The organism is Halomonas sp. H33-56 (assembly GCF_040147035.1).
Lineage (GTDB): Bacteria > Pseudomonadota > Gammaproteobacteria > Pseudomonadales > Halomonadaceae > Halomonas > Halomonas litopenaei.
This window is the reverse complement of the sequence record NZ_JAMSHP010000001.1, coordinates 855,079-878,564: the sequence shown is the minus strand read 5'-3', so window position 1 is coordinate 878,564 and position 23,486 is coordinate 855,079. Positions and strand designations below refer to the sequence as shown.

13 protein-coding genes are annotated in these 23,486 nt (G+C 66.4%); 1 reads left to right on the top strand and 12 read right to left on the bottom strand.

Translation table 11 applies throughout. From position 1 onward, the window contains the following. Positions 1-38: 38 nt before the first annotated feature. From glyA to gbcB, 3 genes are all read right to left on the bottom strand, one after another. On the bottom strand, positions 39-1,346 hold the full coding sequence (gene glyA / locus NFH98_RS04000; RefSeq protein ID WP_349622249.1) for a serine hydroxymethyltransferase: 1,308 nt from the start codon (positions 1,344-1,346) through the stop codon (positions 39-41). A 428-nt stretch (positions 1,347-1,774) separates the two neighbouring features. Further along, positions 1,775-2,983, bottom strand: a complete 1,209-nt coding sequence (locus NFH98_RS03995) for a GlxA family transcriptional regulator (RefSeq protein WP_124802718.1) — start codon at positions 2,981-2,983, stop codon at positions 1,775-1,777. Positions 2,984-3,138: 155 nt separating this feature from the next. Then, positions 3,139-4,245 (bottom strand): glycine betaine monooxygenase reductase subunit, encoded by a 1,107-nt coding sequence (gene gbcB, locus NFH98_RS03990; RefSeq protein ID WP_124802720.1) that lies wholly within the window; start codon positions 4,243-4,245, stop codon positions 3,139-3,141. A gap of 360 nt (positions 4,246-4,605) precedes the next feature. On the opposite strand from gbcB, the gene gbca reads away from it, so the two are divergent. Beyond that, positions 4,606-5,892 (top strand): glycine betaine monooxygenase oxygenase subunit, encoded by a 1,287-nt coding sequence (gbca, locus tag NFH98_RS03985; protein WP_124802722.1) that lies wholly within the window; start codon positions 4,606-4,608, stop codon positions 5,890-5,892. Positions 5,893-6,068: 176 nt separating this feature from the next. Here the strand turns inward: gbca and NFH98_RS03980 are convergent, their stop codons facing one another. The 9 genes from NFH98_RS03980 to NFH98_RS03940 all read right to left on the bottom strand — a co-directional run bounded on the left by NFH98_RS03980 (position 6,069) and on the right by NFH98_RS03940 (position 23,328). Beyond that, positions 6,069-9,551, bottom strand: a complete 3,483-nt coding sequence (locus tag NFH98_RS03980; RefSeq protein WP_052704194.1) for a putative bifunctional diguanylate cyclase/phosphodiesterase — start codon at positions 9,549-9,551, stop codon at positions 6,069-6,071. A 386-nt stretch (positions 9,552-9,937) separates the two neighbouring features. After that, positions 9,938-11,089 carry a sugar diacid recognition domain-containing protein gene (locus NFH98_RS03975; RefSeq protein WP_185696367.1) on the bottom strand — a complete coding sequence of 384 codons (1,152 nt, stop codon included), beginning with the start codon at positions 11,087-11,089 and terminating at the stop codon, positions 9,938-9,940. A gap of 133 nt (positions 11,090-11,222) precedes the next feature. Continuing rightward, entirely contained in the window at positions 11,223-11,498 is a 276-nt protein-coding gene (locus tag NFH98_RS03970) for a hypothetical protein (protein WP_045990997.1), read from the bottom strand. A gap of 180 nt (positions 11,499-11,678) precedes the next feature. Next, on the bottom strand, positions 11,679-14,633 hold the full coding sequence (gene fdhF, locus NFH98_RS03965) for a formate dehydrogenase subunit alpha (protein WP_124802728.1): 2,955 nt from the start codon (positions 14,631-14,633) through the stop codon (positions 11,679-11,681). Next, positions 14,633-16,390, bottom strand: coding sequence for an NADH-ubiquinone oxidoreductase-F iron-sulfur binding region domain-containing protein (locus tag NFH98_RS03960; RefSeq protein WP_185696368.1), 1,758 nt, complete (start codon positions 16,388-16,390; stop codon positions 14,633-14,635). The genes fdhF and NFH98_RS03960 overlap by 1 nt, the downstream gene beginning before the upstream one ends. A gap of 104 nt (positions 16,391-16,494) precedes the next feature. Further along, positions 16,495-17,625: an electron transfer flavoprotein subunit beta gene (locus NFH98_RS03955; RefSeq protein ID WP_349622248.1), complete on the bottom strand. Its 1,131-nt coding sequence runs from the start codon at positions 17,623-17,625 to the stop codon at positions 16,495-16,497. Next, positions 17,615-19,039 (bottom strand): electron transfer flavoprotein subunit alpha/FixB family protein, encoded by a 1,425-nt coding sequence (locus NFH98_RS03950; protein ID WP_349622247.1) that lies wholly within the window; start codon positions 19,037-19,039, stop codon positions 17,615-17,617. Before NFH98_RS03950 ends, NFH98_RS03955 begins: the two co-directional genes overlap by 11 nt. After that, a complete protein-coding gene (locus tag NFH98_RS03945; protein ID WP_349622246.1) occupies positions 19,036-21,165 on the bottom strand; it encodes a DUF3483 domain-containing protein in 2,130 nt (709 codons plus the stop codon). The genes NFH98_RS03950 and NFH98_RS03945 overlap by 4 nt, the downstream gene beginning before the upstream one ends. A 60-nt stretch (positions 21,166-21,225) precedes the next feature. Then, the gene (locus tag NFH98_RS03940) at positions 21,226-23,328 is read right to left on the bottom strand and encodes an oxidoreductase (protein WP_349622245.1); all 2,103 of its coding nucleotides are present in this window, start codon (positions 23,326-23,328) and stop codon (positions 21,226-21,228) included. Positions 23,329-23,486 lie beyond the last annotated feature (158 nt).

Genomic DNA, 23,486 nt, shown 5'->3' with positions numbered 1-23,486 from the left:
TGGGCGGTCGCTGGTGCGTCACGACCGCCGGGGGGTCATCAGGCCGGCACGGCAGCGGCTTGCCGAGGGGTCGGATAGACCGGGTGGCGCGCGCATAGCTCGCCGACCCGCTGGCGTACGTCGGCCTCGATGGCGGCGGTGTCCTCGCCACGGGCCAGCACGTCCAGCACATCGCAGATCCAGCCGGCAAGCCGCTCGCACTCTTCGGCATCGAAGCCGCGGGTGGTCACCGCCGGGGTCCCGATGCGCAGGCCCGAGGTGACGAAGGGGCTCTGCGGGTCTCCCGGTACCGCGTTCTTGTTGACGGTGATGTGCGAGCGACCCAGGGCTGCGTCGGCGTCCTTGCCGGTGATCCCCTGGCGAATCAGCGAGACCAGAAACAGATGGTCTTCGGTGCCGCCGGAGACCACGTCGTAGCCGCGCTCGAGAAAGGTCCCGGCCATGGCCTTGGCATTGACGATGACCCGCTCCTGGTAGCGCACGAAGTCCTGGTTCATGGCCTCGCGGAAGGCCACCGCCTTGGCCGCGATGACATGCATCAGGGGGCCGCCCTGCTGGCCGGGGAAGACCGCGCCGTTGAGCTTCTTGTACAGCGCCTCGTCACCGCTGGCGGACAGGATCAGGCCACCGCGCGGCCCGCGCAGGGTCTTGTGGGTGGTGGTGGTGACCACGTGGGCGTGGGGCAGCGGGCTTGGATAGAGCCCGGCCGCCACCAGACCGGCGACGTGGGCCATGTCCACCAGCAGCCAGGCGCCGACGCTGTCGGCGATGGCGCGAAAGCGGCGCCAGTCGACCACCTGGGAGTAGGCCGAGAAGCCGGCGACGATCAACTTGGGGCGATGCTCCCTGGCCAGTCGCTCGACCTCGGCGTAGTCGATCTGGCCGGAGGCCTCGTCCAGACCATACTGCACCGCGTGGTAGTGCTTGCCGGAGAAGTTCGGTGCCGCGCCATGGGTCAGGTGACCGCCGTGAGCCAGACTCATGCCGAGCACGGTATCGCCGGGGGACACCAGCGCCATGAAGGCGGCGGCATTGGCCTGGGCGCCGCTGTGGGGCTGCACGTTGGCGTAGTCGGCGCTGAACAGCGCGCAGGCCCGCTCGATGGCCAGACGCTCGACCACGTCGACGTGCTCGCAGCCGCCATAGTAGCGCTTGCCGGGATAGCCCTCGGCGTACTTGTTGGTCAGCTGGGTGCCCTGGGCCTCCATCACCGCCGGACTTGCGTAGTTCTCGGAGGCGATCAGCTCCACATGATCCTGCTGGCGAACGACCTCGTCGGCGATGGCCTCGGCGATCTGTGGATCGAACCGGGACAGTGACGAGCTGGACAGATGAGCGCTTGGCATGGGGTATCTCCGGTAATGGCGAAGCGCCTATTCGCGGCCGCTTTCGCCTGATCGATGTTGTCGTTGTGATGGCTGACGAAGACGGGCAGTCCCCCGCCTCCAAGGTAAGCCGCTATCCCGGCGCCGACATTCTGGAAACGACATCGGCGTCGCCGTCAGGGACATCGACGCTGCCCGGACCGGCCCAGACGGGCCCAGATAGGCCCAGACCGGCCCAGACCGGCCCAGACGGGCCCAGACTGGCTGAGCCCGGCCCAGACGAGCGCAGGTGGCTGGCGGGATAAGGTCATTGAAGCCGAGCGGCTCCTTCAAAACTTGAACAAATGCGACAGCTTTGTTGGACGCAGGCATGAGCCGAGCGCCGTGGAAGAGCGCTCGGATGACGTTGTCAGGAGAACTATCCGGGGCAATTGCGCCAGCGGGGGCGCTCAGCGATGCCCCAGACGTGCACCGACATGCAGGAAGAAGGGATCGACGCCGGCCTCCTCGCGACCGACGGGATCGCGCCGCAGGCGCGAGGGTGACTGTCCGAAGGCGCTGCGGAAGTGGCGGGAAAAGTGGGCGGTGTCGGCGAAACCACAGCGCTCGCCGATCTCGGTGACGCTATGGTCGGTGAAGTACAGAAGCCACAGGCCGTAGCGCAGGCGCAGGTCACGGGCGAACTTCTGCGGGCCGACACCGAAGGCCTGGCGAAACTTGCGCTCGAGCCCCCGACGCGAGGCGCCGGCGCGCGTCGCCAGCTCATCCACCGACAGCGGCTCGCCCAGATGCTGCTCGAGAATCGCCACGGCACGACGCACGATGCGATCCTCGATGCGATCGAAGACCACCGGCTGGGGCTGGGAGTGGTCGCCGCTTCGGTGGCCGTCCAGCAGCATGATGTGCAGGCTCTTGCGTGCCCAGGCGCGTCCCAGGTGGCGCTCCACCAGATAGGCGGCCAGGTCCGCCGCCGCAGCGCCACCGGCACAGGTCAAGCGGTCGCCATCGTCGACATAGAGGCGGTCGGCCACCGCGCTGACGGCGGGAAAACGCCGGGTCAGATCCAGGTGGTGGTACCAGCTGACGCAGCAGCGCCGCCCCTCCATCACACCGGCCTGGATCAGCGAGTAGACCCCGGTGCACACCCCCACCAGCGGCACGCCCAACGCTGCCGCATGGCGCAGATAGTCGAGGGTGCCGCCATCTCGCTCGGGGCGGTTTCGCTCGAGAGCCCGTCGTTCATGGCTCGTTCGTTCAGGGCTACCAGGTTCCTCGCCATCCCCCAGCACCCCGCCGATGACCACCAGGTAGTCGAACTGGCGGGGATCACAGAAAGGCTGCCCATGACGCCCCCCTATCGGCTCGCAGGGCGAGATCACCGCACCACAGCTTGACGCAACCTCGGCGCCATCCTCTGACAGAAAGCGCCAGCGGCAACGTAGCTGACGACTGCGGTCGCCCTCGTCGGACGCCAGCCGCAGGCAGTCGACGAAGGCAGCAAAGGGCAGCAGGGTAAAGCGCGACAGCAACACAAAGCCCACCGACAGCGCCGGCGTGAGCGGCTCGCCGCCAGAGACATCGGCGTGCCCTTGCTGTGCTGACGCTGGTGCCGGCGATGGCCGTGATGGATGGAGCGGGTGCAGGGGCGAGGATGGCATGGCGTCCGAATACCAGCAAAAATCAGACTCCAGCCTAACCGAATTTCTCACGGCCCTCCTATTTATCAACGCCATACGGAGTCACCTGCACCGGACGGTTACACCACTGCCGCGCTGGGTGGCCCACGACCCTCCTCCGCCGGGAGCCACCGCCGCTACCAGTCCACCGTGACGTTACCCCTGGGCCGACTGCAGCAGGACAGGATGAAGCCCTCGGCCACGTCCTCGTCGGTGATACCACCGTTGTGTTCCATGTCCACCTCGCCGGCGACCAGTGGCACCCGGCAGGTGCCGCAGATGCCCATGCCGCAGGCCTTGGGAATATGCAGTCCGAGCTTTGAGGCCGCGGCGTGCACGGTCTCGCCCGGCTGGATGCGTACGCTCTTGCCCGCCGAGGCGAATTCGACACAGTGCATGTCGGCCGCAACGAGCTCCTCGGCCTCCGCCTCGGCCTGCTCCGCCAGCTCGTGGACGTCTTCCTGGACGTCGACCGGCGTGGCACCGAAGGATTCCTCGTGGTAGCGACTCATGTCGAAGCCACGCTGGGTCAACAGACGCCTGACCGCCGACATGAAGGGCGTGGGCCCGCAGCAGAAGACCTCTCGATCAAGAAAATCAGGCGCCATCAGCTCCAGCATGGGCTCCGACAGGAAGCCGCGGAAACCCGACCAGGCCTGGTTCAGCTCGTTGTCCCGCTCACACACGATATTTAGCCGGAACTCGGGAATGCGCGAGAAGATATGCTCAAGCTCACGGTGAAAGATGATGTCCCTGGGGGTCCTGGCGCAGTGGATAAAGGCCAGGTCCACCGCCGCATTGGTATCGAAGAACCAGCGGGTCATCGACATCAGCGGCGTGATGCCGACACCGCCGGAGAGCATCAGCACCTTGTCGGCGGTGTGGTCGATGCAGTTGAAGTCCCCCACCGGGCCGTGCACCGCCAGCTCGTGGCCCACGTCCATCTGGTCATGCAGCCAGTTGGAGACGCGCCCCCCCGGCACCCGCTTGACGGTGATCGAGAAGCTGTAGGGGATGGAGGGTGAACTGGCGATGGTATAGGAGCGAAAGACGCACTCACCGTCGATCTCGAGCTCCAGAGTGACGAACTGCCCCGGCTTGAAGAAGAACATCACCGGCTGCTCGGCCATGAAGCAGAAGGTTCGGACGTCCCAGGTCTCCTGGATGACCTTGACGCAGCGCACGACGTGGCGGCCATTGGCCCAGGTCTGGGTGGTCACCGGATTGAGAAAATTCGTCACCATGGCGGTTTCGCTCGCAGACAGTCGGCGGTTCATCCAGGCCCCGAACCTCGTTCGAGGCCTGGTCATTGAGCGCATTCTGCCCCTCGCGCCTCGCGCGCCACTTGTCTGATCGCGACATCAGCATACTCGAATCCTCCGGCCACGCTCGCTGCAGCGACAAAGAGGTCGCAACGGCATCATCTGGTGTCGCCGCCAGATACCCAGGGTCATCCCCCTTGCCCCAGACTGCGCAGCATGACAACCGCGACGCACGCCAGCCAATAGCGCCGCTAATGCTTTCCCCTGATCCATAGCGGCGCCCCTTGCCATGGGCCACCGCGCCCATCGACACCGCATCTATCGCATCACGAGGAGTGCACCATGGAGCCCATCGCCCATCTCAATCTGGAGGATCCCCTGGGGGACGCCCGTCGTTTCGCCCTGGAGACGATGTCACACCACCCCTTCGGCTTCTCGTTGCCGCAGCCGTTCTACAACGATGAACGACTGTTCCAGCTCGACATGCAGACCATCTTCGAGCGCGAGTGGATCTTCGCCGGCATGAGCTGCGAGATTCCCGCCAAGGGCAACTTCATCACCCTCGACATCGGCCATAATCCGGTGGTCATCGTGCGCGGCGATGGCGACGCCATTCACGCCTTCCACAACACCTGCCGCCATCGCGGATCTCGCCTGTGCTCCACCGAAAAGGGCAAGCTGGCCAAGCTGGTGTGCCCCTACCATCAGTGGACCTACGAGCTGGACGGACGCCTGCTGTTCGCCGGCACCGAGATGGGCGAGGACTTTCAACTCGAGGACTACGGACTCGCCCCGGTCGCGCTGACCGAGGCCGGCGGCTACCTGTTCGTCAGCCTCGCCGAGAATCCGCCGGACGTGAGCGACCTCAAGGCCATCTTCGACAGCTACCTGAGCTTCTACGACATGGCCAACCTCAAGGTGGCCGTGACCACCACCATCGAGGAGCAGGCCAACTGGAAGCTGGTGCTCGAGAACAACCGCGAGTGCTACCACTGCAACGGCTCTCACCCGGAGCTGATCAAGTCGCTCTACGAGTTTGACGACACCGAGGACCCTCGTGCCACGCCGGAATACCGCAGTCTGGTGGCACGCAAGCAGCAGGAGTGGGATGGCCTCGGCATCCCCTGGAAGATGCGCTGGGCGGGAGGCAAGCGCAATCGCCTGACCCGCACCCCACTGGTCGAAGGCACCGTGTCCATGACCATGGACGGCAGGGCCGCCTGTCGCCGTCCGCTGACCCACCAGGGCATCGAGGACATGGGCTCCCTGCGCATCCTGCATCTGCCCAATAGCTGGAATCACTTTGTCGGCGACCACGCCGCGGTGTTCCGGGTGCTGCCGCTGGGTCCCCAGCGCACTCAGGTCACCACCAAATGGCTGGTCCACAAGGATGCGGTGGAGGGTGTCGACTACGACGTCGAGAACCTGAGCCGGGTATGGGACGCCACCAACGCCCAGGACCGAAAGCTTGCCGAAGAGAACCAGCGAGGCATCAACTCCCTGGCCTATCGCCCCGGCCCCTACTCCCCCACCTACGAATACGGGGTGATCGACTTTATCGACTGGTACCGCACCACCTTGGCAGCCAACCTGGGCAGCAGCCCGGCGTTGAGCCTGGCCAGCGGCTAGGGCCTGGCGGAAAAGCCCCTGCGCTCGGCCCCCTGGGTGTCTCTCTGTCACGGCCTGGTGTCTTGACCTGCTGACATAGCCTGTTGACATAGCCTGCCGTCATCGCTTGCGCTGAAGCCAGCCCTGGTGTCGTCTTCAAGACGACACCAGGGCGGATTTTAGGACTCGGCGGGCGCTCAGCGTCGGCGCGCTTCCGCCCCAATCAAGTCCTGCCGATCCATCGGGACCTCCTGCTGCGGCGCCAGATGGGGGCGACGCAGCAGGCCGGCAAGCTCCCGGAAAGGCACCGGTCGAGAGAACAGATAGCCCTGGAAGGTGGTGCAGCCCAGGTCCTTCAGGGCGGCACATTGATGCGGTGTCTCGACCCCTTCTGCCAGCGCCTCGAGGCCCAACTCCTGGGCCAGGGTGATCACGCTGCGACAGACCGCGATATCTCGTTCACTGTCCAGGCACTGGGCGACAAAACCACGATCGATCTTGATCTTGTCGATGGGCAGGGACTTGAGGTAATCGAAGCTCGAGTATCCCTTTCCGAAGTCATCGATCGCCGTGGTGACCCCGCGGGCCGCCAGGGCCCCCAGTGTACGAGCCACGCGTTCCTGGTCATCCAGCAACATGCCTTCGGTGATTTCCAGCTCCAGACACTCGGCATGCAGGTGGGTCTGATCCAGCGTCTGGCACACGCTCGATAGAAAATCCATGCGATGAAATTCCAGCGGTGACAGGTTCACCGCCACCCGCCCCGGCTTGAGTCCACTTCGCCACAGGCGCTTGGCGTCGTAGCAGGCCCTGCGCATCACCCAGCGCCCCAGATCGATGATCTGGCCGGTTTCTTCGGCCAGTGGAATGAACTCCGACGGTGAGACCCAGCCGAATTCGGGATGGGACCAGCGTATCAATGCCTCCAGACCGGTGATCCTGCCCTCGCCATCCACCTGGGGCTGATAGAACAACTGCAGACGCTGCTGTTCCATGGCAATACGCAGCGCGTTGCGCAGGGTCACATGACGCCCGGGGACACCGTCGAGGGTGCGTGTGAACAACTGATACTGGTTTCGCCCGCGTTGCTTGGCCTGGTACATGGCCAGATCGGCCTGCTGGATCAGCCGTTGTGGCGACAGGGTGGTCCCGGTGTCCAGCAAGGCGATCCCGATACTCGCGGATATCTGCAGCTGGAAGCCGTCGACGCGGCAGGGTTCACGCAACTGGTTCAGCAGACGCTCGGCCACCGCGATGGCCTTGTCCTTGCCACCGATATCCACCAGCACCAGCACGAATTCGTCCCCGCCCAGACGCGCCAGGGTATCCGAGCGTCGCTGCCCTCGGCTCAGGCGTTTGGCGACCTGTATCAGCACGCGATCACCGACCTCATGCCCCAGGCTATCGTTGATCGGCTTGAACGCATCCAGATCGATGAACAGCACCGCCAGCCCCTGCCGATGACGTGTCGCCAGGGCTACGTCGTGCTCCAGTCGGTCGGCCAGCAGGGTGCGATTGGGCAGACCAGTCAGGGCGTCGTGGGTGGCCTGGTGGGCCAGCATCTCTTCCTGAACCTTGCGCTGACTGACGTCATCGACGATGCCGATGTAGTGACTTACCCCTTCGCGGAGCGCATGCACCGGCGAGAGCGTCAGGTCGTACCAGCGACCGCCTCCTCCTCCCTGGCTGGCCAGCGCAGTGACCGAGCCCGGCTGCTGGGTCTTCATCCAGTGACAGATCTCGGCTTCGGTCACCGGGTCCAGACACATGGTCCTGGCAAGCTCACTCGCCAGCAGTCCGGTCACCGAGGATGCCGAAGCATCCAGCATGCGGCACAGAGCAGCGTTGGCATACATCACGGGGCAGCCCCTGGACTGGGCGTCGAAGATCACGACCCCATTGCTGCTCTCCCTGAGACAGTGCTCCATGATCGACAGCCTGGCTTGCTCCTGCTGACGCAGACTGATGTCGGCGAAACTGGCGAAAAGGCCCACACAGGCCGCCCCCACCCGGACCTGCTGCAGGCGTATCCTGAAGGTAGAATCCGCGATCGAGCACTCGAACACCACGGACCGCTGTCGCCCGGTCATGACATTGTCGAAGTGCTTCATCAATTCATCGGGCGCATCACCGCATCCCAGCAGTCGACTGGCTACCTCGGTGAAGGGTCGAGCGATAGCCTCCCCTGCGCTGTCACCCAGAGCTTCCGTGGCAGAGTCGTTGAGCGCACCGATCAGGCCCGAACGTCGAACCTGCAGCATCGGCACGGGGTGTAGTCCGAACAGGGAATGAAACTCCTGTTCACGCGTCGCCAGCGAAATCGCCTGCTCTCTACGCAATCGCGCCAGCGCAATCCAGGTCATCAGTTGATAGGTGACAAAAAGGCCCAACGCCAGCAACAGCGCCGGCAATAGCACCCACTTGAGCGACAGCGGCTTCGATGCCTGAACCCGCAGCAGCGTGCCGCCAGCCAGGGCAATATCGTCTCGCATTACGCCGGCCAGCCTGCCGCGCTCGACCCAGACCTCGCGGGCACCATGATCCAACGCCTCTGCCGGGCGGAGCCCCAACAGCGACAGGTTCGCCGTCAGTCCTTCACTCATATGCTCAAGCCACAGCGTCGTGTCGACCAGTACGACCAGCCGGGGGCCCGCAGCACCGAAGCTGTTGACCTCTAGCAGCGCCGCGCCTTTGCCCGGAATCCACCAGCGCATGGCCTCGTTCTGACGCTGTTCGAGCCAACTTCGAACCTCGTGCAACGCCAGCATTTCTTCGAGTCGAGACGTCGCCCCACCACCGTCAGCGGGGTTCCAGCGCAATGCGCCCCTGTCCTGCCACCAGACGTAGGCAAGCACCTCTCCCCGGGCTGCGGGACCGGTGGGTTCCGGCGACCCTCCTGCCTGGGTCAGTGGAAGGCTCCATTCGCTCCAGCCCAGGCGGTAGCGTTCTTCCCAATTGGCGATGCGCTCACTCAAGGTATCCAGCTGCGTGCTCAGATCCTGTTTCAGATCGAGCGAATAGAGGTGGTAGCCCCCAAAGCCCACCAGCATGCTGAGACTGGTGCCGATAAGCCCGACCTTGATCACCCTGGGCGCCAGCCGTCGCAAGTTCAAGCTGCGCTGGCGGGCGAACAGCCAGAAGATGACGCCATAGGTAAACACCATGACGGTGCCAAGCGGCCGGGACTCGAACAGTATAAGGCGCCAACGAGGGGCATCCTCCGTCGTCCAAAGGATCGAAAATCCCAGCGCACCAGCCACCATGCACACGATTCCCAGGGCCGCGTAGCGCCTGCGCCCGACGCCTCGACCGTGCCACAGACAGAAGGCGAACAGCAGCATCAGCAGCAACGACATTGCCGGCAGCGCCTCGAGGCTCACCTGACGATTGACTTGATCAAGCAGCCATAGCCCTTGTCCCAGGCTGTACCCCAGCAGCGCCAACGAGGCCAGCCGCCTGACACGATCACAGCCGATAACCAGCGCCAGAATACCGAGCGTCGCCAGCAACGACGCCACCGCGCCCCAACGGCTGAAAGTCAGAAGATCGAACAGGAACAATGAGGACGAGGAGGAGGCGAACAGGGTATGCAGGGCCATCAGGGCCCCGAAGGTCAGCACCACCAGCAGCAGTGGCGGAAAGCCCAGACTCCGCTCTTCCTCGGACTTCCAGTCACTCATCGGCCGGCCTCAGTGGTGAAGGAGCGTCCAGATGGGCGGCGCAAGCCTCCTGGGCGAACGCCTTAGATCAGCCCGCCTCAGGGGAAAGCTGCACAGATTTGTCTCCCTGCTAATTATCCTGCACAAAATGTCGCTACGACTCTCGGTAACTAATTCGTAATTTAATGTAAGAAAAAAGCCACAAGCTAAGCGCCGTGGCTTCACATTCTTATGGCAGGCAAGCCCTGACGGCTGGCTTTGTGGCAACCACCACCCTACCTGCAGACACACCAGCAGGCCCGATGCCCCCCTGCGACATCATGAAGGACAGCATCGAGGCACAAGCTCGCAAGCAGCAGCTCGCAAGCCACCGCTCGCCACCCGCGAGAAAGATCAGCCTGAGGGCATCAACGAACGCCGTCGCCGGACGACAGCTCCAGACCCAGGAAAAGCTCCACCAGGCCGGTGAAGCGATGGGGAGAAATACCGGTAATCTCTTGGATGCGATCCAGCCGATAGCGCAGGGTGTTGCGATGGACGTGCAGGGCATCGGCGCAGCGACTCAGGTTGCCCTCGTGCTCGATCAGCATCGCCAGGGTCTTGAGCAGGCGCCCATGGCTGTCGGCTCCACGAATGCGCTCGACCGCCTCGCGCAACTGCTCGCCTTGCCAGCCATCGTTCAGTGGCGACAACAGCACCGGAAGGCGCAGCTCGTCGTAGTGATAGGTCATTCGCTCGGGAAACTGGCGCTTGCCGATCGCCAGTACCTGCCGAGCGCTCTCGTAGGACAGGTGGAGGTGGCCGGGTGCATCGAAGGCGCGCCCGACGGCGACCTTGGCCCCGTGAATATCGTGGCGTGCCAGTCGCGCCAGCAGGGCTTCGATAGCCCCGTCGGGGCCTGGGTGTGCGCCCTGCTTGTGCTGTCCAGCCTGATCCGTCAAAGGCTGGAGCACCAGAACGCGATGGGGTGAGACCTGGGTGACCAGACTGTCACGGGCCAGAAGCTCCATCAGTCGCTGCATGGCATCCAGATCTGCGCTGGGCGATCCTCTGTCCAGCTCGATCAGTACCGCCAGTCGCTGACAGGCGACGTCGATCCCCAGTCGCTCGGCCCAGTCATGAAGTTGCTCGGAAGAAAGCTCAGCGTTGACCCATGACAGGATAAAACCTTCCCGGTGGCGCTTGGCCCACTCAAGCTGACTCAGCATGTCGGCCTGTTCGACCAGCATCTCGGCGGTCACCTTGACCAGCCGCGCCGCCTGACGTACCTGCGATGGCGGACCGGTGATACCGAGCACTCCCACGGTCTCGCCGGCGCACTGAAGCAGCAGATTGATGCCCGGTCGCGCCCCCTTGAAGGCATCGACGTCATGCTCGGATATCTCGAGTCCATTGCCACGCTGAAGCGCCAGCATTGCGCCATCGTGCAGGGTACCCAGACGCGAGTGATCACCGCTGGCGATGATCACCCCGCGCGCGTCCATCACGTTGATGTTGGCGTCGAGAATATCCTGGGTCTTGTCGATGATCTGCTGTGCGAGCTCAGCGCTCAGAATCATGGGGCCACCTGCCGCCGCTGGCGAAGAAACGCCATCTTCGCCTTGCGACTGAGCGGCTGCAAGCCGGCGGTCTAGCCTGCGCCCCAGGCTGAGCCATAGACGGCACCACAGTCGGCGCCCTAGGCTAGGCGCCCTAGGCTGAGCCCTTCCCTGCAGCCCTGGATTCGCCGTTATCATCGAGCCCCAGCAGGTGGGCCTGAATGGCCTGATGGACCGACGGCAACAGCACCTCCTGCTTGTCCATCAATTCGCGCACCAGCGCCGCTAGTCCGGGCAGGCCGACCTCACGTGCCTTGAGCCGGGCCATCCTGGCGCAGGTCTCCGGGCAGGCATCCTCGGGCAGGCGCACTCCCAGCGCCAACAGACGATCACGAAAGTCACGACCGTCGATCAGCTCGGCAATCATCATGGTGGGTGACTCCTTGTTGCTGTGTCTTACGTTCAGATTAGGGCTTGTCTGAAAAGTGCCTGCGCTCGGTAATACGGCGTTAAAAATCGGATCAAAATGCTCATTTACACCCCGTAAACTGCGCTTTCTCACCGATTTTTGCCTTGTCTAACCTTCGCTCGTCGACTTTTCGGACAGCGCCTAGGTGACCTGGGCCGGCTCGGCGCGACTCAAGCGACAGGCGGCATACTTGAACTCCGGAATCTTGCCGTAAGGGTCCAGCGCCGGATTGGTCAGCAGATTGACCGCGGCCTCCACATAGCAGAAGGGTACGAACACCATGCCGTCGGGCATGCCGTCGTCGAGCCGCGCCACCAGGGTGATGGCGCCACGCCGGGTGGTGATGGTCACCCGCTCCCCCGGGCGCAACCCCAGTCGGGCGAGCTCCCCCGCCGACAGGCTGGCCACCGCCTCGGGTTCCAGGTCGTCGAGTACCTGGGCCCGGCGGGTCATCGAACCGGTGTGCCAATGCTCAAGCTGGCGTCCGGTGGACAGCACCGTCGGGTAGTCACGGTCGATAGGTTCATCGGGCGGCAGCGGCAGCGCCGGCGAGAAGCGCGCCTTGCCGCTCGCCGTGGGGAAGGCCTCGGAGAACACCACGTCTTCGCCCGGCGCCCCTTCCGCCAGGCAGGGATAGGTGACCGCGCCTTCGCGCTCGAGTCGCTCCCAGTCGATATGGTTCAGCGAGGCCATCCCCTTCTGCATCTCGGCGTAGACCTCGCGCGGGTGGCCATAGTCCCAGTCGAGACCGAAGCGCCGCGCCATCTCCTGGATGATCCACCAGTCCGGCCGCGCATCACCGGGCAGCGGCAGCGCCTGGCGCCCTAGCTGCACCTGACGGTTGGTGTTGGTCACGGTACCGTCCTTTTCCGGCCAGCTTGAGGCCGGCAGGATGACGTCGGCGAACTGCGCCGTCTCGGTGACGAACAGGTCCTGCACCACCAGATGTTCGAGGCTTGCCAGCGCCCCACGGGCGTGGGTCAGGTCCGGGTCCGACATGGCCGGGTTCTCGCCCAGAATGTACATGCCGCGAATGGTGCCGGCGTGGATGGCGTCCATGATCTCGACCACGGTGAGGCCCGGCTCGGGATCCAGGGCGTCGCCGCTGCCGTCGCTGCTTATGCCGGCGTAGCCCCACAGCTCCTCGAAGGAGGCCCGCACCTGGGCGTCGGACACCGGCTGGTAATCCGGCAGCACCATCGGGATCAGGCCGGCGTCGGAGGCTCCCTGGACATTGTTCTGGCCACGCAGCGGATGCAGGCCGGTGCCGGGGCGCCCGGTGTGACCACAGGCCAGCGCCAGCGAGATCAGGCAGCGGGCATTGTCGGTGCCGTGGGTATGCTGGGAGATCCCCATGCCCCAGAAGATCATCGCCCGATCGGCGTTGGCGTATTCCCGCGCCGCCGCGCGGATCTCGTCGGCGGGCACGCCACAGGCCATGGCCACCGACTCCGGCGTCTGATCGCGCACCGATGCCTTGAGCCGCTCGAAGCCCTCGGTGTGCTCACGGATATAGGCCTCATCGAAGAGCTGCTCGTCGATGATGACGTTCAGCATGGCGTTGAACAGCGAGACGTCGGCCCCCGGGGTGAAGCGCAGCACCCGATGGGCATAGGCGCCCATGGCCTGGCCCCGTGGGTCGATGATGATGAACCGGGTGCCACCCTTGGCCGCCTGCTTGAAGAAGGTCGCCGCCACCGGATGATTGACCGCCGGATTGCAGCCGGTGAGGATCACCACGTCGGCGTTCAGCGCCTGCATGAAGGAGGCGGTCACCGCACCGGAGCCGATGCATTCCATCAGCGCCGCCACCGAGCTTGCGTGACACAGCCGGGTGCAGTGGTCGACATTGTTGGAGCCGAAGCCGGTGCGTACCAGCTTCTGGAACAGCCAGGCCTCCTCGTTGGAGCACTTGGCACTGCCAAAGCCTGCCAGCGCCCTGGGGCCGTGGTCGGCCTTGAGCCGGGTCAGGCCCCCGGCGGCCAGCGCCAGCGCCTCGTCCCAGTCGGCCTCGCGAAAATGGGTCAGTGGCCGGGCGGGATCGAAGCCCTCGTCCATGCCCTTGGGCACCCCCTCGCGCCGCACCAGCGGCCGGGTCAGCCGCGACGGGTGGCGGCCGTAGTCGAAGCCGAAGCGTCCCTTGACGCACAGCCTTCCCTGGTTGGCCGGGCCGTCGCGGCCTTCCACGTAGAGGATGGCGTCATCCTTGACGTGGTAGGTCAACTGGCAGCCGACACCGCAGTAGGGACACACCGAGTCCACCTTGCGCTCGGCGCTGTCGCTGTTACCACGGCCCTGGGCATCGATCAGGCTGGTCGGCGACAGGGCGCCGGTGGGACAGGCCTGGACGCACTCGCCGCAACCCACGCAGCTGCTCTGGCCCATGGCGTCATCGAGGTCGAACACCACCTTGCTGGCGGCGCCGCGATGGGCCATGCCGATGACGTCATTGACCTGCACCTCACGACAGGCGCGCACGCACAGGGTGCAGTGGATACAGGCGTCCAGATTGACCGTCATCGCCGGATGGCTGGTGTCGTGGTCTGCTGTCGCGGAAGCATGGCGCCCCCCGCTCACATCATCTGCGATCGGCGGGCACTGGCCGGGAAGGCGAGCGCCGGGCGCATGACGCACGACGTCGGGCCTGCGCTTCGGGTAGCGTGCGCGGGCGCGGGTGGCGTCCACCGCCAGGTGATCGGCCATCTGCCACAGCTGGCTTGCACGGTCCGGGCTATCGTCGCGCGGCGGCTGATCGCTGAGCAGCAGCTCCAGCACGCCCTCGCGGGCGACCCGGGCGCGCTCGGACGACTGGCTTCTGACCACCATCTCGGGGCGCGCCTCCCTCAGGCAGCTGGCGGCGAGCACCCGCTCGCCTTCGATCTCCACCATGCAGGCACGGCAGTTGCCGTCGGCGCGGTAGCCGCTGGCGTCCTTGAAGCACAGGTGCGGTATGGTCTCCCCGGCACGCTTGGCCACCTGCCACAGGGTCTCGCCGGGCCAGGCGCTTACTTCGACACCATCCAGCGTCAGCGTGAAGGACTCAAGCGTCGAATCATCAGCGACGTGGGAGACAAAAGCGTTCCGGGATCCGGTCATCAGCACGCTCCCTCGGCGGTATCGGTGACGATGATGTCGTGGCGCCCCAGATCATCGCGGAAGTGGCGCAGCAGACTCAGCACCGGATTCGGCGCCGCCTGCCCCAAGCCGCAGATCGAGGCGTCCTGCATCACCCGGGACAGTCGTTCCAGGTCCTCCACCACCCATCGATCGCGCTCGAGCAGGCTCAGCATCTTCTCGCTGCCGACCCGACAGGGGGTGCACTGACCGCAGGATTCATCGGCGAAAAAGGCCAGCAGGTTGGTGGCCACCGCGCGCAGGTCGTCCTGATCAGACAGCACGATCACCGCCGCCGAGCCGATAAAGCAGCCCTCGGCCTGGAGGGTGTCGAAGTCCAGTGCGATATCCGCCTTGGCGGCAGGCAGGATACCGCCGGAGGCGCCCCCCGGTAGATAGCCGGCCAGCTGATGGCCCTGCGCCATGCCGCCGCCGTACTCGTCGACCAGCTCGCGCAGGCTGATGCCGGCGGGCGCCAGATAGACACCAGGCCGCCGCACTCGCCCGGACAGTGAAAAACTGCGCAGGCCGCTACGCTCGCGCCGGCCCTGACCGGCGTACATGGCCACCCCCTCGCGCCACAGCACCGGTATCCAGTACAGGGTCTCGACGTTGTTGACCAGCGTAGGCCGGCCAAACAGGCCCTTGTGGGCGACCAGCGGCGGACGATGCCTGGGCTTGCCGGGCTTGCCCTCCAGCGACTCGATCATCGCCGACTCTTCGCCGCAGATGTAGGCCCCGGCGCCACGCCTGAGGATAAGCTGGCCCGGCTGCGCGATACCGGCGTCTTCGAGCTCCTCGATGGCCTCGATCAGTACCCGGTGGACGCCGGGATACTCGTCGCGCAGGTAGATATAGACGCCTTCTGCCTCGACCGCCCAGCAGGCCACCAGGGCGCCTTCCAGCATCTGGTGGGGGGCGCGCTCCAGGTAGTAGCGATCCTTGAAGGTCCCCGGTTCACCTTCGTCGGCGTTGACCGCGCACCAGCGAGGACCGGGCTCGGCGCGAACGCTCTGCCACTTGCGATGGGTCGGGAAACCCGCGCCTCCGAGGCCACGCAGCCCCGCGCGCTCGAGCATCGAGGTCAACTCATCGGCCGTCACCTGGCCTTCCCGGCAGCCGCGCAGCAGCTCGTAGCCGCCCTCTCGGCGATATTCGTCGAGGCGCTGCCACAGCACCGCCTCGGGGTGGACCTTGCCGGTTTCCACCAGCACCTCCACCGCCTGCGGGGTAGCGTGGCCCAGGTGGTGGTGCCCCACCTCGACCACCGGCGCCAGGTCGCAGCGGCCCATGCAGGGGGCACGGGTGACGCGCACCTGCTCGGGGTCGAGGCCGTCGCTCAGCGCCTCGGCCAGGCGCTCGGCCCCGGCAAGCTCACAGGACAGCGAGTCGCACACGCGCACCGTCAGTGCGGGTGGCGGCGCCTCGCCGTCATGCACCACATCGAAGTGAGCGTAAAAGGTCGCCGTCTCGTAGACCGCCGCCATGGGCAGCGTCATGTAGCTCGAAAGCGCCCTCAGCCAGTCAAGCGCCAGATGACCATTGGCGTCCTGGATAGCGTGCAGGTGCTCGATCAAGAGATCCCGCCGCCGCAGCTCGGGGTGCTTGCGTTCATCGCCCAGCAACCGACGCAATGCCTCGAGGAGGTCGGGGTCGGTCTGGCGCCCCTTGAGGGTCGCCCGGGTACGCCGGGATCGGCTGGCGTCGGAAGTCACGGTGGTATCGGGTTCGACGGTCATTGCTTGACTCTAGTTATGTCCATGTAAGGCAGCGGTGCGGACTTTGCCGGGTCGACGCGCCCTGCCACTGGCGGTCCCTGCCTTGATGCTGGCACCGCTTGGCGTCAGCGTCCATCGCCTTGTGGACTACCTTGTTGACCGTGCCGGGCCCCGCCGGCAGGCAAGACGCCCTCTGCCTCGAGCATCGACAGGATGGCGGCGGCCCCTTCTGTGGCCGAGACATCCTCGAGCACCCGACCACCGCCACCTTCGGCCTTGGCGGCGGCGGCCTTGAAGCGATCCCGGGCGCTGGTGGCGGTGACGATCTTGAGCCGCCTGGGGCGGGCGCGGGCCGGGATCAGCGGCCACTGCTCCACCGCCGGGTCCAGCACCAGCTCTTCGCCTGACTCGACCAGACGCAGCTGACCACGCCGGGCCGGACCGAAGGCGCTCTGGCGCGCGGCCGGTGCCGCACTGTCCACCCCCAGGATGGCCGGCAGGGTCACCGCCAGACGACGTCGCTGTCCCTGCGGCAGCGCCTGCAGCACGATGGCCCGGAACAGCGCGGTCTCCTCGCAGTCATTGACCTTGCCTGGCTCGCCGTCCTCAGCGTGCCGCTGGCGACCCTCGATCGCTTCAATACGCTCGAGGGCCACCACCCCAGGCACCCAGGCCCAGCCGAGTTGCTCGGCCAGCACCATGGGCAGCATGCCGGTGCCCTCGCCCTGCTCGGCACGCATCCCGCAAAGCGCCAGGCGCGCCTGACGGTGGTAAGCGTCCTCCGCCGAGGGCGATGTCAGCGACGCCCGAAGTGGCGCCATGGCGTCCGCCGCCGCCGGTGCCTGGATCCAGCGAATGGCGTCCAGGCCCATGCCCAGATAGCCACGCAGCGCCGCTTCAGTGTCGTCGCCCTCCGGCCCCTGGTGCCAGGGAATCAACTCCACCTCGGGAGGGGGCGTCTTCTCGGTCTGCAACGCCTGTCTCAGCGACAGCGCCTGTTTCAGCGACAGCGCCATTTCCAGCGCCCGGGCGTCGCCATCGGCACGCTGGGCGCGACCGGTCAGGCGATGGCGGCCCACCGATAAAAGCACATCCAGGCGAAGCGAGGTGATGGCGCTGGCTTGCGGGTAGGCAGCGTCTGCGCTGGAGGCCTTGGCGTTGGCTTTGGCCTTGGCTTTGTTTTTGACACCGCCGTTGGCATCGGCACTGGCGCCGATCTGGGCCTCGCCATGGGGGGAGGAAGATTCAGGCAACATTCAGGGCCTCCTTCGAGGATGTTTCCGCGGGCCGGGACTCGTGGGTATCGCCACGCTCACTATCAACTTTGCCTCCACGTTCCCCCCCGGCCTCGACCAGACGTACCAGTTCGGCGAAGATCTCGTCGCCATTGCCAATCACCGACAGATCGGCCCGCTTGACCATATCGCAGCCGGCGTCGCGGTTGACGGCGATAACCTTGTCGCAGCGCTGGATCCCCTGCAGGTGCTGGATCGCCCCGCTGATCCCCACCGCCAGGTAGACCCGGGCGCTGACGAAGGTGCCGGTGGCCCCCACCTGGCGATGGCGTGGCATATGGCCGTCGTCCACCGCCACCCGGGAGGCGCCTTCGCTGGCGCCCAGCGCCTGGGCGGCCCGGTGAAAGCCGGGCCAGTCGCCAACGCCATTGCCGCCGGACAGGATAAAGGGCGCCTCGTGCAGGGCAATCTCGGCGGGGTCCACCGCCACCGCACCAAGATCCTCGACCCTTGCTTGGAGTGCTTGGGGCGCGTGCTGTGGCTCCAGGGCCATCGCTCTCGCCTCATGGCGGGTCTCGACCACCGGCTCGGCGCACTCAGCCAGCGCCATCAGGATGCGCGGCAGCGGACGGGGCTGGTCCTCGCGCCCGGACCCGGTCCGACAGACGCAGGACCCGTCGGCATCGAGTCCGCCATCCGCCTCGACGCGCCATACCCCGCAGGCGGGCCGCTCGCCCAGCCGTACCGCCAGCCTGCGACCCAGATCGCCGCCGTCCAGGGCGGTATCGGGAAACAGCCAATGGCGCGGCGCCAGCGCGTCGTCCACTCGGGTGCAGGCCGCCAGACGTGCCTCGGGGGCATAACCCTCCGCCACCGCCAGGCAGACCACCCGATCGGCCCCGGCCTCGCCGAGCGCCTGCTTCAGCGCGGGTGGCGGCGAATCCCCGAACAGGATGGCCACCACGGCCAGTTCAGCTCCCTCTGGCTTGGAACCGCTATCGGCCAGTCGGCGGGCCAGGCCGAACAGATCGCGATCGTGCTCGGTCAGCCTGCCGGTGGCGGTATCCGGGACCACCGCGATCCAGCCCGCCGGGGCCTCCAACGTCACCGCGCGGCGCCGGTCGCGGGCGACCTGAACGTCTGCGGTCTGGGCGCGACCTGCAGGCGACGCGGTGGCTCCCGCCTGGACACCGCTGCGGTCGATACGCCGGCGACCGTTGGGGCCAATAAAGCCCACCGCGTGGGGGTTCCGGCGCAACCGTCCCTGGGGGCCCATCCACGCCGGCGGCGAGGTGGCGTCCTCCAAAGCGGCCAGTACCGACTGATGCTGCGGATGCAGGCGGTTGCGGGCGATCCAGTCTTGCCGGGGATCGCGACGCAGCCGAGCCGTCGCTACTGGGGTGCTGCCTCGCGTCGCTTCATCGGACGGGTTCATTGGCTCAGCTCCTCTACGTCACGGCCCACGCCTCGGTCCACGACCGGGTCGGCGCCTCTTGCCACACCTCCTTTTGCGGCGACCGTCCTGTCGTGTGCTGGCGCCTTGCGCGCTTGGCGCTTGCCGGTGGGCGGCTCGATCAGCGCCTCCGCCACCAGCTCGGCGATATCGCGCACCTGGGCGGTGGCTTCGACCACCCCTTCCAGCATGGCGGTGCACTGGGGGCAGCCCACCGCCACCAGCTCGGCGCCGGTCTCGGCCACGTCGGCCATACGCATGTCGGGAATCCGCCGCTCGCCGGGCACGTCGGTGATCGGGGCGCCGCCACCCCCACCGCAGCAGCGTGAACGGAAGCCGGAGCGCTGCATCTCGGCAAGCTCGATGCCGAGCGCCGCCAGCACCTGGCGCGGCGCCTCGTATTCGCCGTTGTAGCGCCCCAGATAGCAAGGGTCATGGTAGGTGACACGGCCACGCGGACGGGACTCGAGCGTGAGCCGTCCGTCGGCGATCAACTCCTGGATAAAGGTGCTGTGGTGGCGTACCCGATAGTCGCCGCCGAAGGCGCCGTACTCGTTGCCGAGCACGTGGAAGCTGTGGGGGTCACAGGTGACGATGGTCTGAAAGCGATAGTGTGAAAGCGTCGCCACATTGGCCCGGGCCAGACGCTGAAAGGTCGCCTCGTCCCCCAGCCGACGCGCTACATCGCCGCTATCGCGCTCCTCGTTGCCAAGCACGGCAAAGTCCACCGACGCCGCCCGCAGGATCTTGACCAGGGCGCGCAGAGTACGCTGATTACGCATGTCGAAGGCGCCATCGCCCAGCCACAGCAGCACATCCACCTGGCCGTAGTCGCGCATCAGCGGGAGCGCCAGGTCGGCCGCCCAGTGCATGCGTGACCCAGGGGCGAAGCCGCCGGGATTGTCGGTGGCGATCAGATTGTCGAGCACCGCCGCGCCCTTGCCTGGAGTCTTGCCGCGCTCCAGGGTCAGGTGACGGCGCAGGTCGACGATGGCGTCCACGTGCTCGATCATCATCGGGCACTCTTCCACGCAGGCCCGGCAGGTGGTGCAGGACCACAGGGTATCGGCATCGAGCAGGGCGCCACCCGCCTCGACGACGATGGGTCCTCCCGGCCGGCCCTGGTTCTGAGAATTGTCTTGACCTCTATCTTGAGTGAGCGGCCGGCCGGGATAGGGCGAACCGTGGTAGCTGTCGGCGCTGGCGCCGGTCATGCCCCGCACCATATCCTGGATCAGCTTCTTGGGATTGAGCGGCTGGCCGGCGGCGAAGGCCGGGCACACCGCCTCGCAGCGCCCGCACTGCACGCAGGCATCGAAGCCCAGGCGCTGGTTCCAGGTGAAGTCCTCGGGACACGCCACCCCCAGCGGCGCCTCGGGGTCGTCCAGATCGAGCGCCTTGAGCCCGGTGGAGCGCGGCGTGCGCCCCTCGCGCTCGCTTGAGCGCGTGGAAAAGCGCTCTGCCCGGCGATGCCAGGCCAGGTGCAGCGCACCGGCGAAGGCGTGCTTCATCGGCCCGCCCCAGGTCATGCCCAGCATCATCTCGGCGAGCCCCAGTGCGAGCCCCACCAGCAGCACACCAGCCAGCGCCCAGCCGAGGATGCCGCCGAGCCAGCCTGGCGGCAGCAGCGAGGACAGCAGACTGACCAGTGCAACGCCGGCAAGGCTTGCCGAGAACAGCGTGAGGCTCCTGGGCAGGCGCATCCAGGGGCCACGTGACAGCCGCGCCGGCGGCGAGCGCCGCCGCCTGGCGACCAGCCTGGCACCGACCAGCATCAGCACGCTGGCGGCGAGCATCAGGCCGGTCAGGCCGAGCCTTAGCCCCGCCGGCATCGGCACCAGCAACACCAGCAGCATCAGCAGCGCAGCGGCGACGAAGCCCCCGGCGGTGGCCACGTGGGTGTTGGCGAAGGCCTTGTCCCGGGCCACCACGTGGTGCAGATCCACCAGATAGCGGCGCGGCATCGCCGCCAGGCCCGCCAACCAGGGCACCGGCGAGGGCCGCCCGCGTCGCCACAGGGTGAAGCGTCTGGCCCCACCCACCAGGGTCAGTGTCAGCACGGCCAGCACCAGCACGGCCAGCAGGTCAGGAAGAACGGTTGCGGGCATCTTCTATCTCCTCTCGACGAGGGGCAGGGGGGCGGCGACTGGGCCGCCCTCATGGCTCGCTCAAACGTCCTTGCACAGACGCAGGGCGTCATAGATCGCGGCGTGCACATTGCGCGGCGCCACCCCGTCGCCCAGTCGGAACAGCACGAAACCGGCGCTGCGATCTCCAGCGCTGCGACCTTCTGCGTCCAGGTGCGCCAGGCAGGGCTGCGGCCTGGCCGCGTAGAGCGCCTCCAGATCGACCTGACCGCGATTGAGCGAGGCCTCCTTCATCTCGAGGTAGAGCCGCTCGTCCGGGCGCACGCCGTTCTCCACCACGATCTGGTCGACCACGCGCTCCTCCTGCACCCCGCTGTACTCGTTCTCGAGCACCGCCACCAGCGACACCCCCTCGCGGTAGACCTCGTGCAGCATCAGGTCCGAGGTCATGATGACCTCCTTCTCGTACAGGCTGCGGTAGTAGGTGGGGAAGGTGGTGCCCCCCACCGCGGCCCCGGGCTTGATGTCGTCGGTGACGATCTCGACCCGGGCGCCCTTGTCGGCCAGAAAGTCGGCGGCGGATACCCCGGAGAACTCGCAGATGGAATCGAATACCAGCACGTTCTGGCCCGGTGCCACCTTGCCCGAGAGGATGTCCCAGGTGCTGACAACCAGGCTCTTTTCCGGGTCAGGGTCGAAGCCCCAGTCGGCGTACTGGTCGAGAAACGGCCGTCCGCCGGTGGCCAGCACCACCAGGTCGGGCCTCAGGTCGTCGATGGTGGGTACATCGGCCCGGGTGCCCAGGCGCAGGTCCACCTTGAGCCGGGCAAGTTCGAGCTGATACCAGCGGGTAATCCCGGCGATCTGGTCGCGACTCGGGGCCCTGGCCGCCAGGGTGATCTGGCCGCCCAGGCTGTCCTCGGCCTCGAACAGGGTCACCTCATGGCCGCGCTCGGCCAGCACCCGGGCGGCCTCCATGCCACCGGGACCGCCACCCACCACCACCGCGCGACGCCTCGGGCCTTCGCTCTGGCTGATGACATGCGGCAGGCCCATGTACTCCCGCGATGTCGCCGCGTTCTGGATGCACAGCACGTCGAGGCCCTGGTACTGGCGATCGATGCAGTAGTTGGCGCCGACACACTGACGAATCTGGTCGACCTGGCCCATCTTGATCTTGGCGATCAGGTGGGGGTCGGCGATATGCGCCCGGGTCATCCCCACCAGGTCGACGTAGCCACCTTCGAGGATGCGGTTGGCCTGGGTCGGGTCCTTGATGTTCTGGGCGTGGATCACCGGTACGCTGACCACTTCCTTGATGCCCGCGGCCAGGTGCAGGAAGGGCTCCGGCGGATAGGACATGTTGGGAATGACGTTGGCCAGGGAGTTGTGGGTGTCACAGCCGGAGCCGACCACGCCGAAGAAGTCCACCTTGCCGGTGGCGTCGTAGTAGGCGGCGATGGCCTTCATGTCGTCGTGTGTCAGGCCGTCGGGGTGAAACTCGTCGCCGCAGATGCGCATACCCACCACGAAGTCGTCGCCGACCTCGGCACGCACCGCCTTGAGCACCTCCAGGCCAAAGCGCATGCGGCCCTCGAAGGTGCCGCCCCAGGCATCCTCGCGCTTGTTGACGCGGGGGCTCCAGAACTGGTCGATCAGGTGCTGGTGCACGGCGGACAGCTCGACCCCATCGAGACCGCCCTCCTTGGCCCGGCGAGCGGCCTGGGCAAAGTCACCGACGATGCGCCAGATTTCCTCCTCCTCGATGGTCTTGCAGGTGGAACGATGGACCGGTTCGCGAATGCCCGAGGGCGACACCAGGGTGGGCCAGTCGTGGCCATCCCAGCGCGAACGACGCCCCATATGGGTAATCTGGATCATGACCTTGCCGCCGTTACGGTGCACCGCCTCGGCCAGATTCTGGAAGTGCGGAATGATGCGGTCGGTGGACAGGTTCACCGAACTCCACCAGGCCTGGGGGCTGTCGATGGAGACCACCGAGGAGCCGCCGCAGATGCATAGCCCGCAGCCGCCCTTGGCCTTCTCCTCGTAGTAGCGCACGTAGCGCTCCGTGGTCATGCCACCGTCGGTGGCGTGGACCTCGGCGTGGGCGGTGCTGACCACGCGATTGCGAATGGTCTGACTGCCGATGGTGATCGGCTCGAAGATCGCGTCAAAGGCCATGGGGAAACTCCTCTGCCCGGACGAAGGTGGAACCACGACAGACGCCTTGGCCTGCGGTGGTCACTGACTGGGGTCGCTGACGGGAGCCGCTGGCTGGGCTCGCCGACGGGGGTTGCTGTCTGAGCTCGCCGACCGGGGTTGCTGAATAGGGTCGTCAA

Coding starts and splice junctions, on each gene's coding strand:
- glyA (WP_349622249.1), bottom strand. CDS start 1,346: ATGCCAAGCGCTCATCTGTCCAGCTCGTCACTGTCCCGGTTCGATCCA.
- NFH98_RS03995 (WP_124802718.1), bottom strand. CDS start 2,983: ATGCCATCCTCGCCCCTGCACCCGCTCCATCCATCACGGCCATCGCCG.
- gbcB (WP_124802720.1), bottom strand. CDS start 4,245: ATGGTGACGAATTTTCTCAATCCGGTGACCACCCAGACCTGGGCCAAT.
- gbca (WP_124802722.1), top strand. CDS start 4,606: ATGGAGCCCATCGCCCATCTCAATCTGGAGGATCCCCTGGGGGACGCC.
- NFH98_RS03980 (WP_052704194.1), bottom strand. CDS start 9,551: ATGAGTGACTGGAAGTCCGAGGAAGAGCGGAGTCTGGGCTTTCCGCCA.
- NFH98_RS03975 (WP_185696367.1), bottom strand. CDS start 11,089: ATGATTCTGAGCGCTGAGCTCGCACAGCAGATCATCGACAAGACCCAG.
- NFH98_RS03970 (WP_045990997.1), bottom strand. CDS start 11,498: ATGATGATTGCCGAGCTGATCGACGGTCGTGACTTTCGTGATCGTCTG.
- fdhF (WP_124802728.1), bottom strand. CDS start 14,633: ATGACCGGATCCCGGAACGCTTTTGTCTCCCACGTCGCTGATGATTCG.
- NFH98_RS03960 (WP_185696368.1), bottom strand. CDS start 16,390: ATGACCGTCGAACCCGATACCACCGTGACTTCCGACGCCAGCCGATCC.
- NFH98_RS03955 (WP_349622248.1), bottom strand. CDS start 17,625: ATGTTGCCTGAATCTTCCTCCCCCCATGGCGAGGCCCAGATCGGCGCC.
- NFH98_RS03950 (WP_349622247.1), bottom strand. CDS start 19,039: ATGAACCCGTCCGATGAAGCGACGCGAGGCAGCACCCCAGTAGCGACG.
- NFH98_RS03945 (WP_349622246.1), bottom strand. CDS start 21,165: ATGCCCGCAACCGTTCTTCCTGACCTGCTGGCCGTGCTGGTGCTGGCC.
- NFH98_RS03940 (WP_349622245.1), bottom strand. CDS start 23,328: ATGGCCTTTGACGCGATCTTCGAGCCGATCACCATCGGCAGTCAGACC.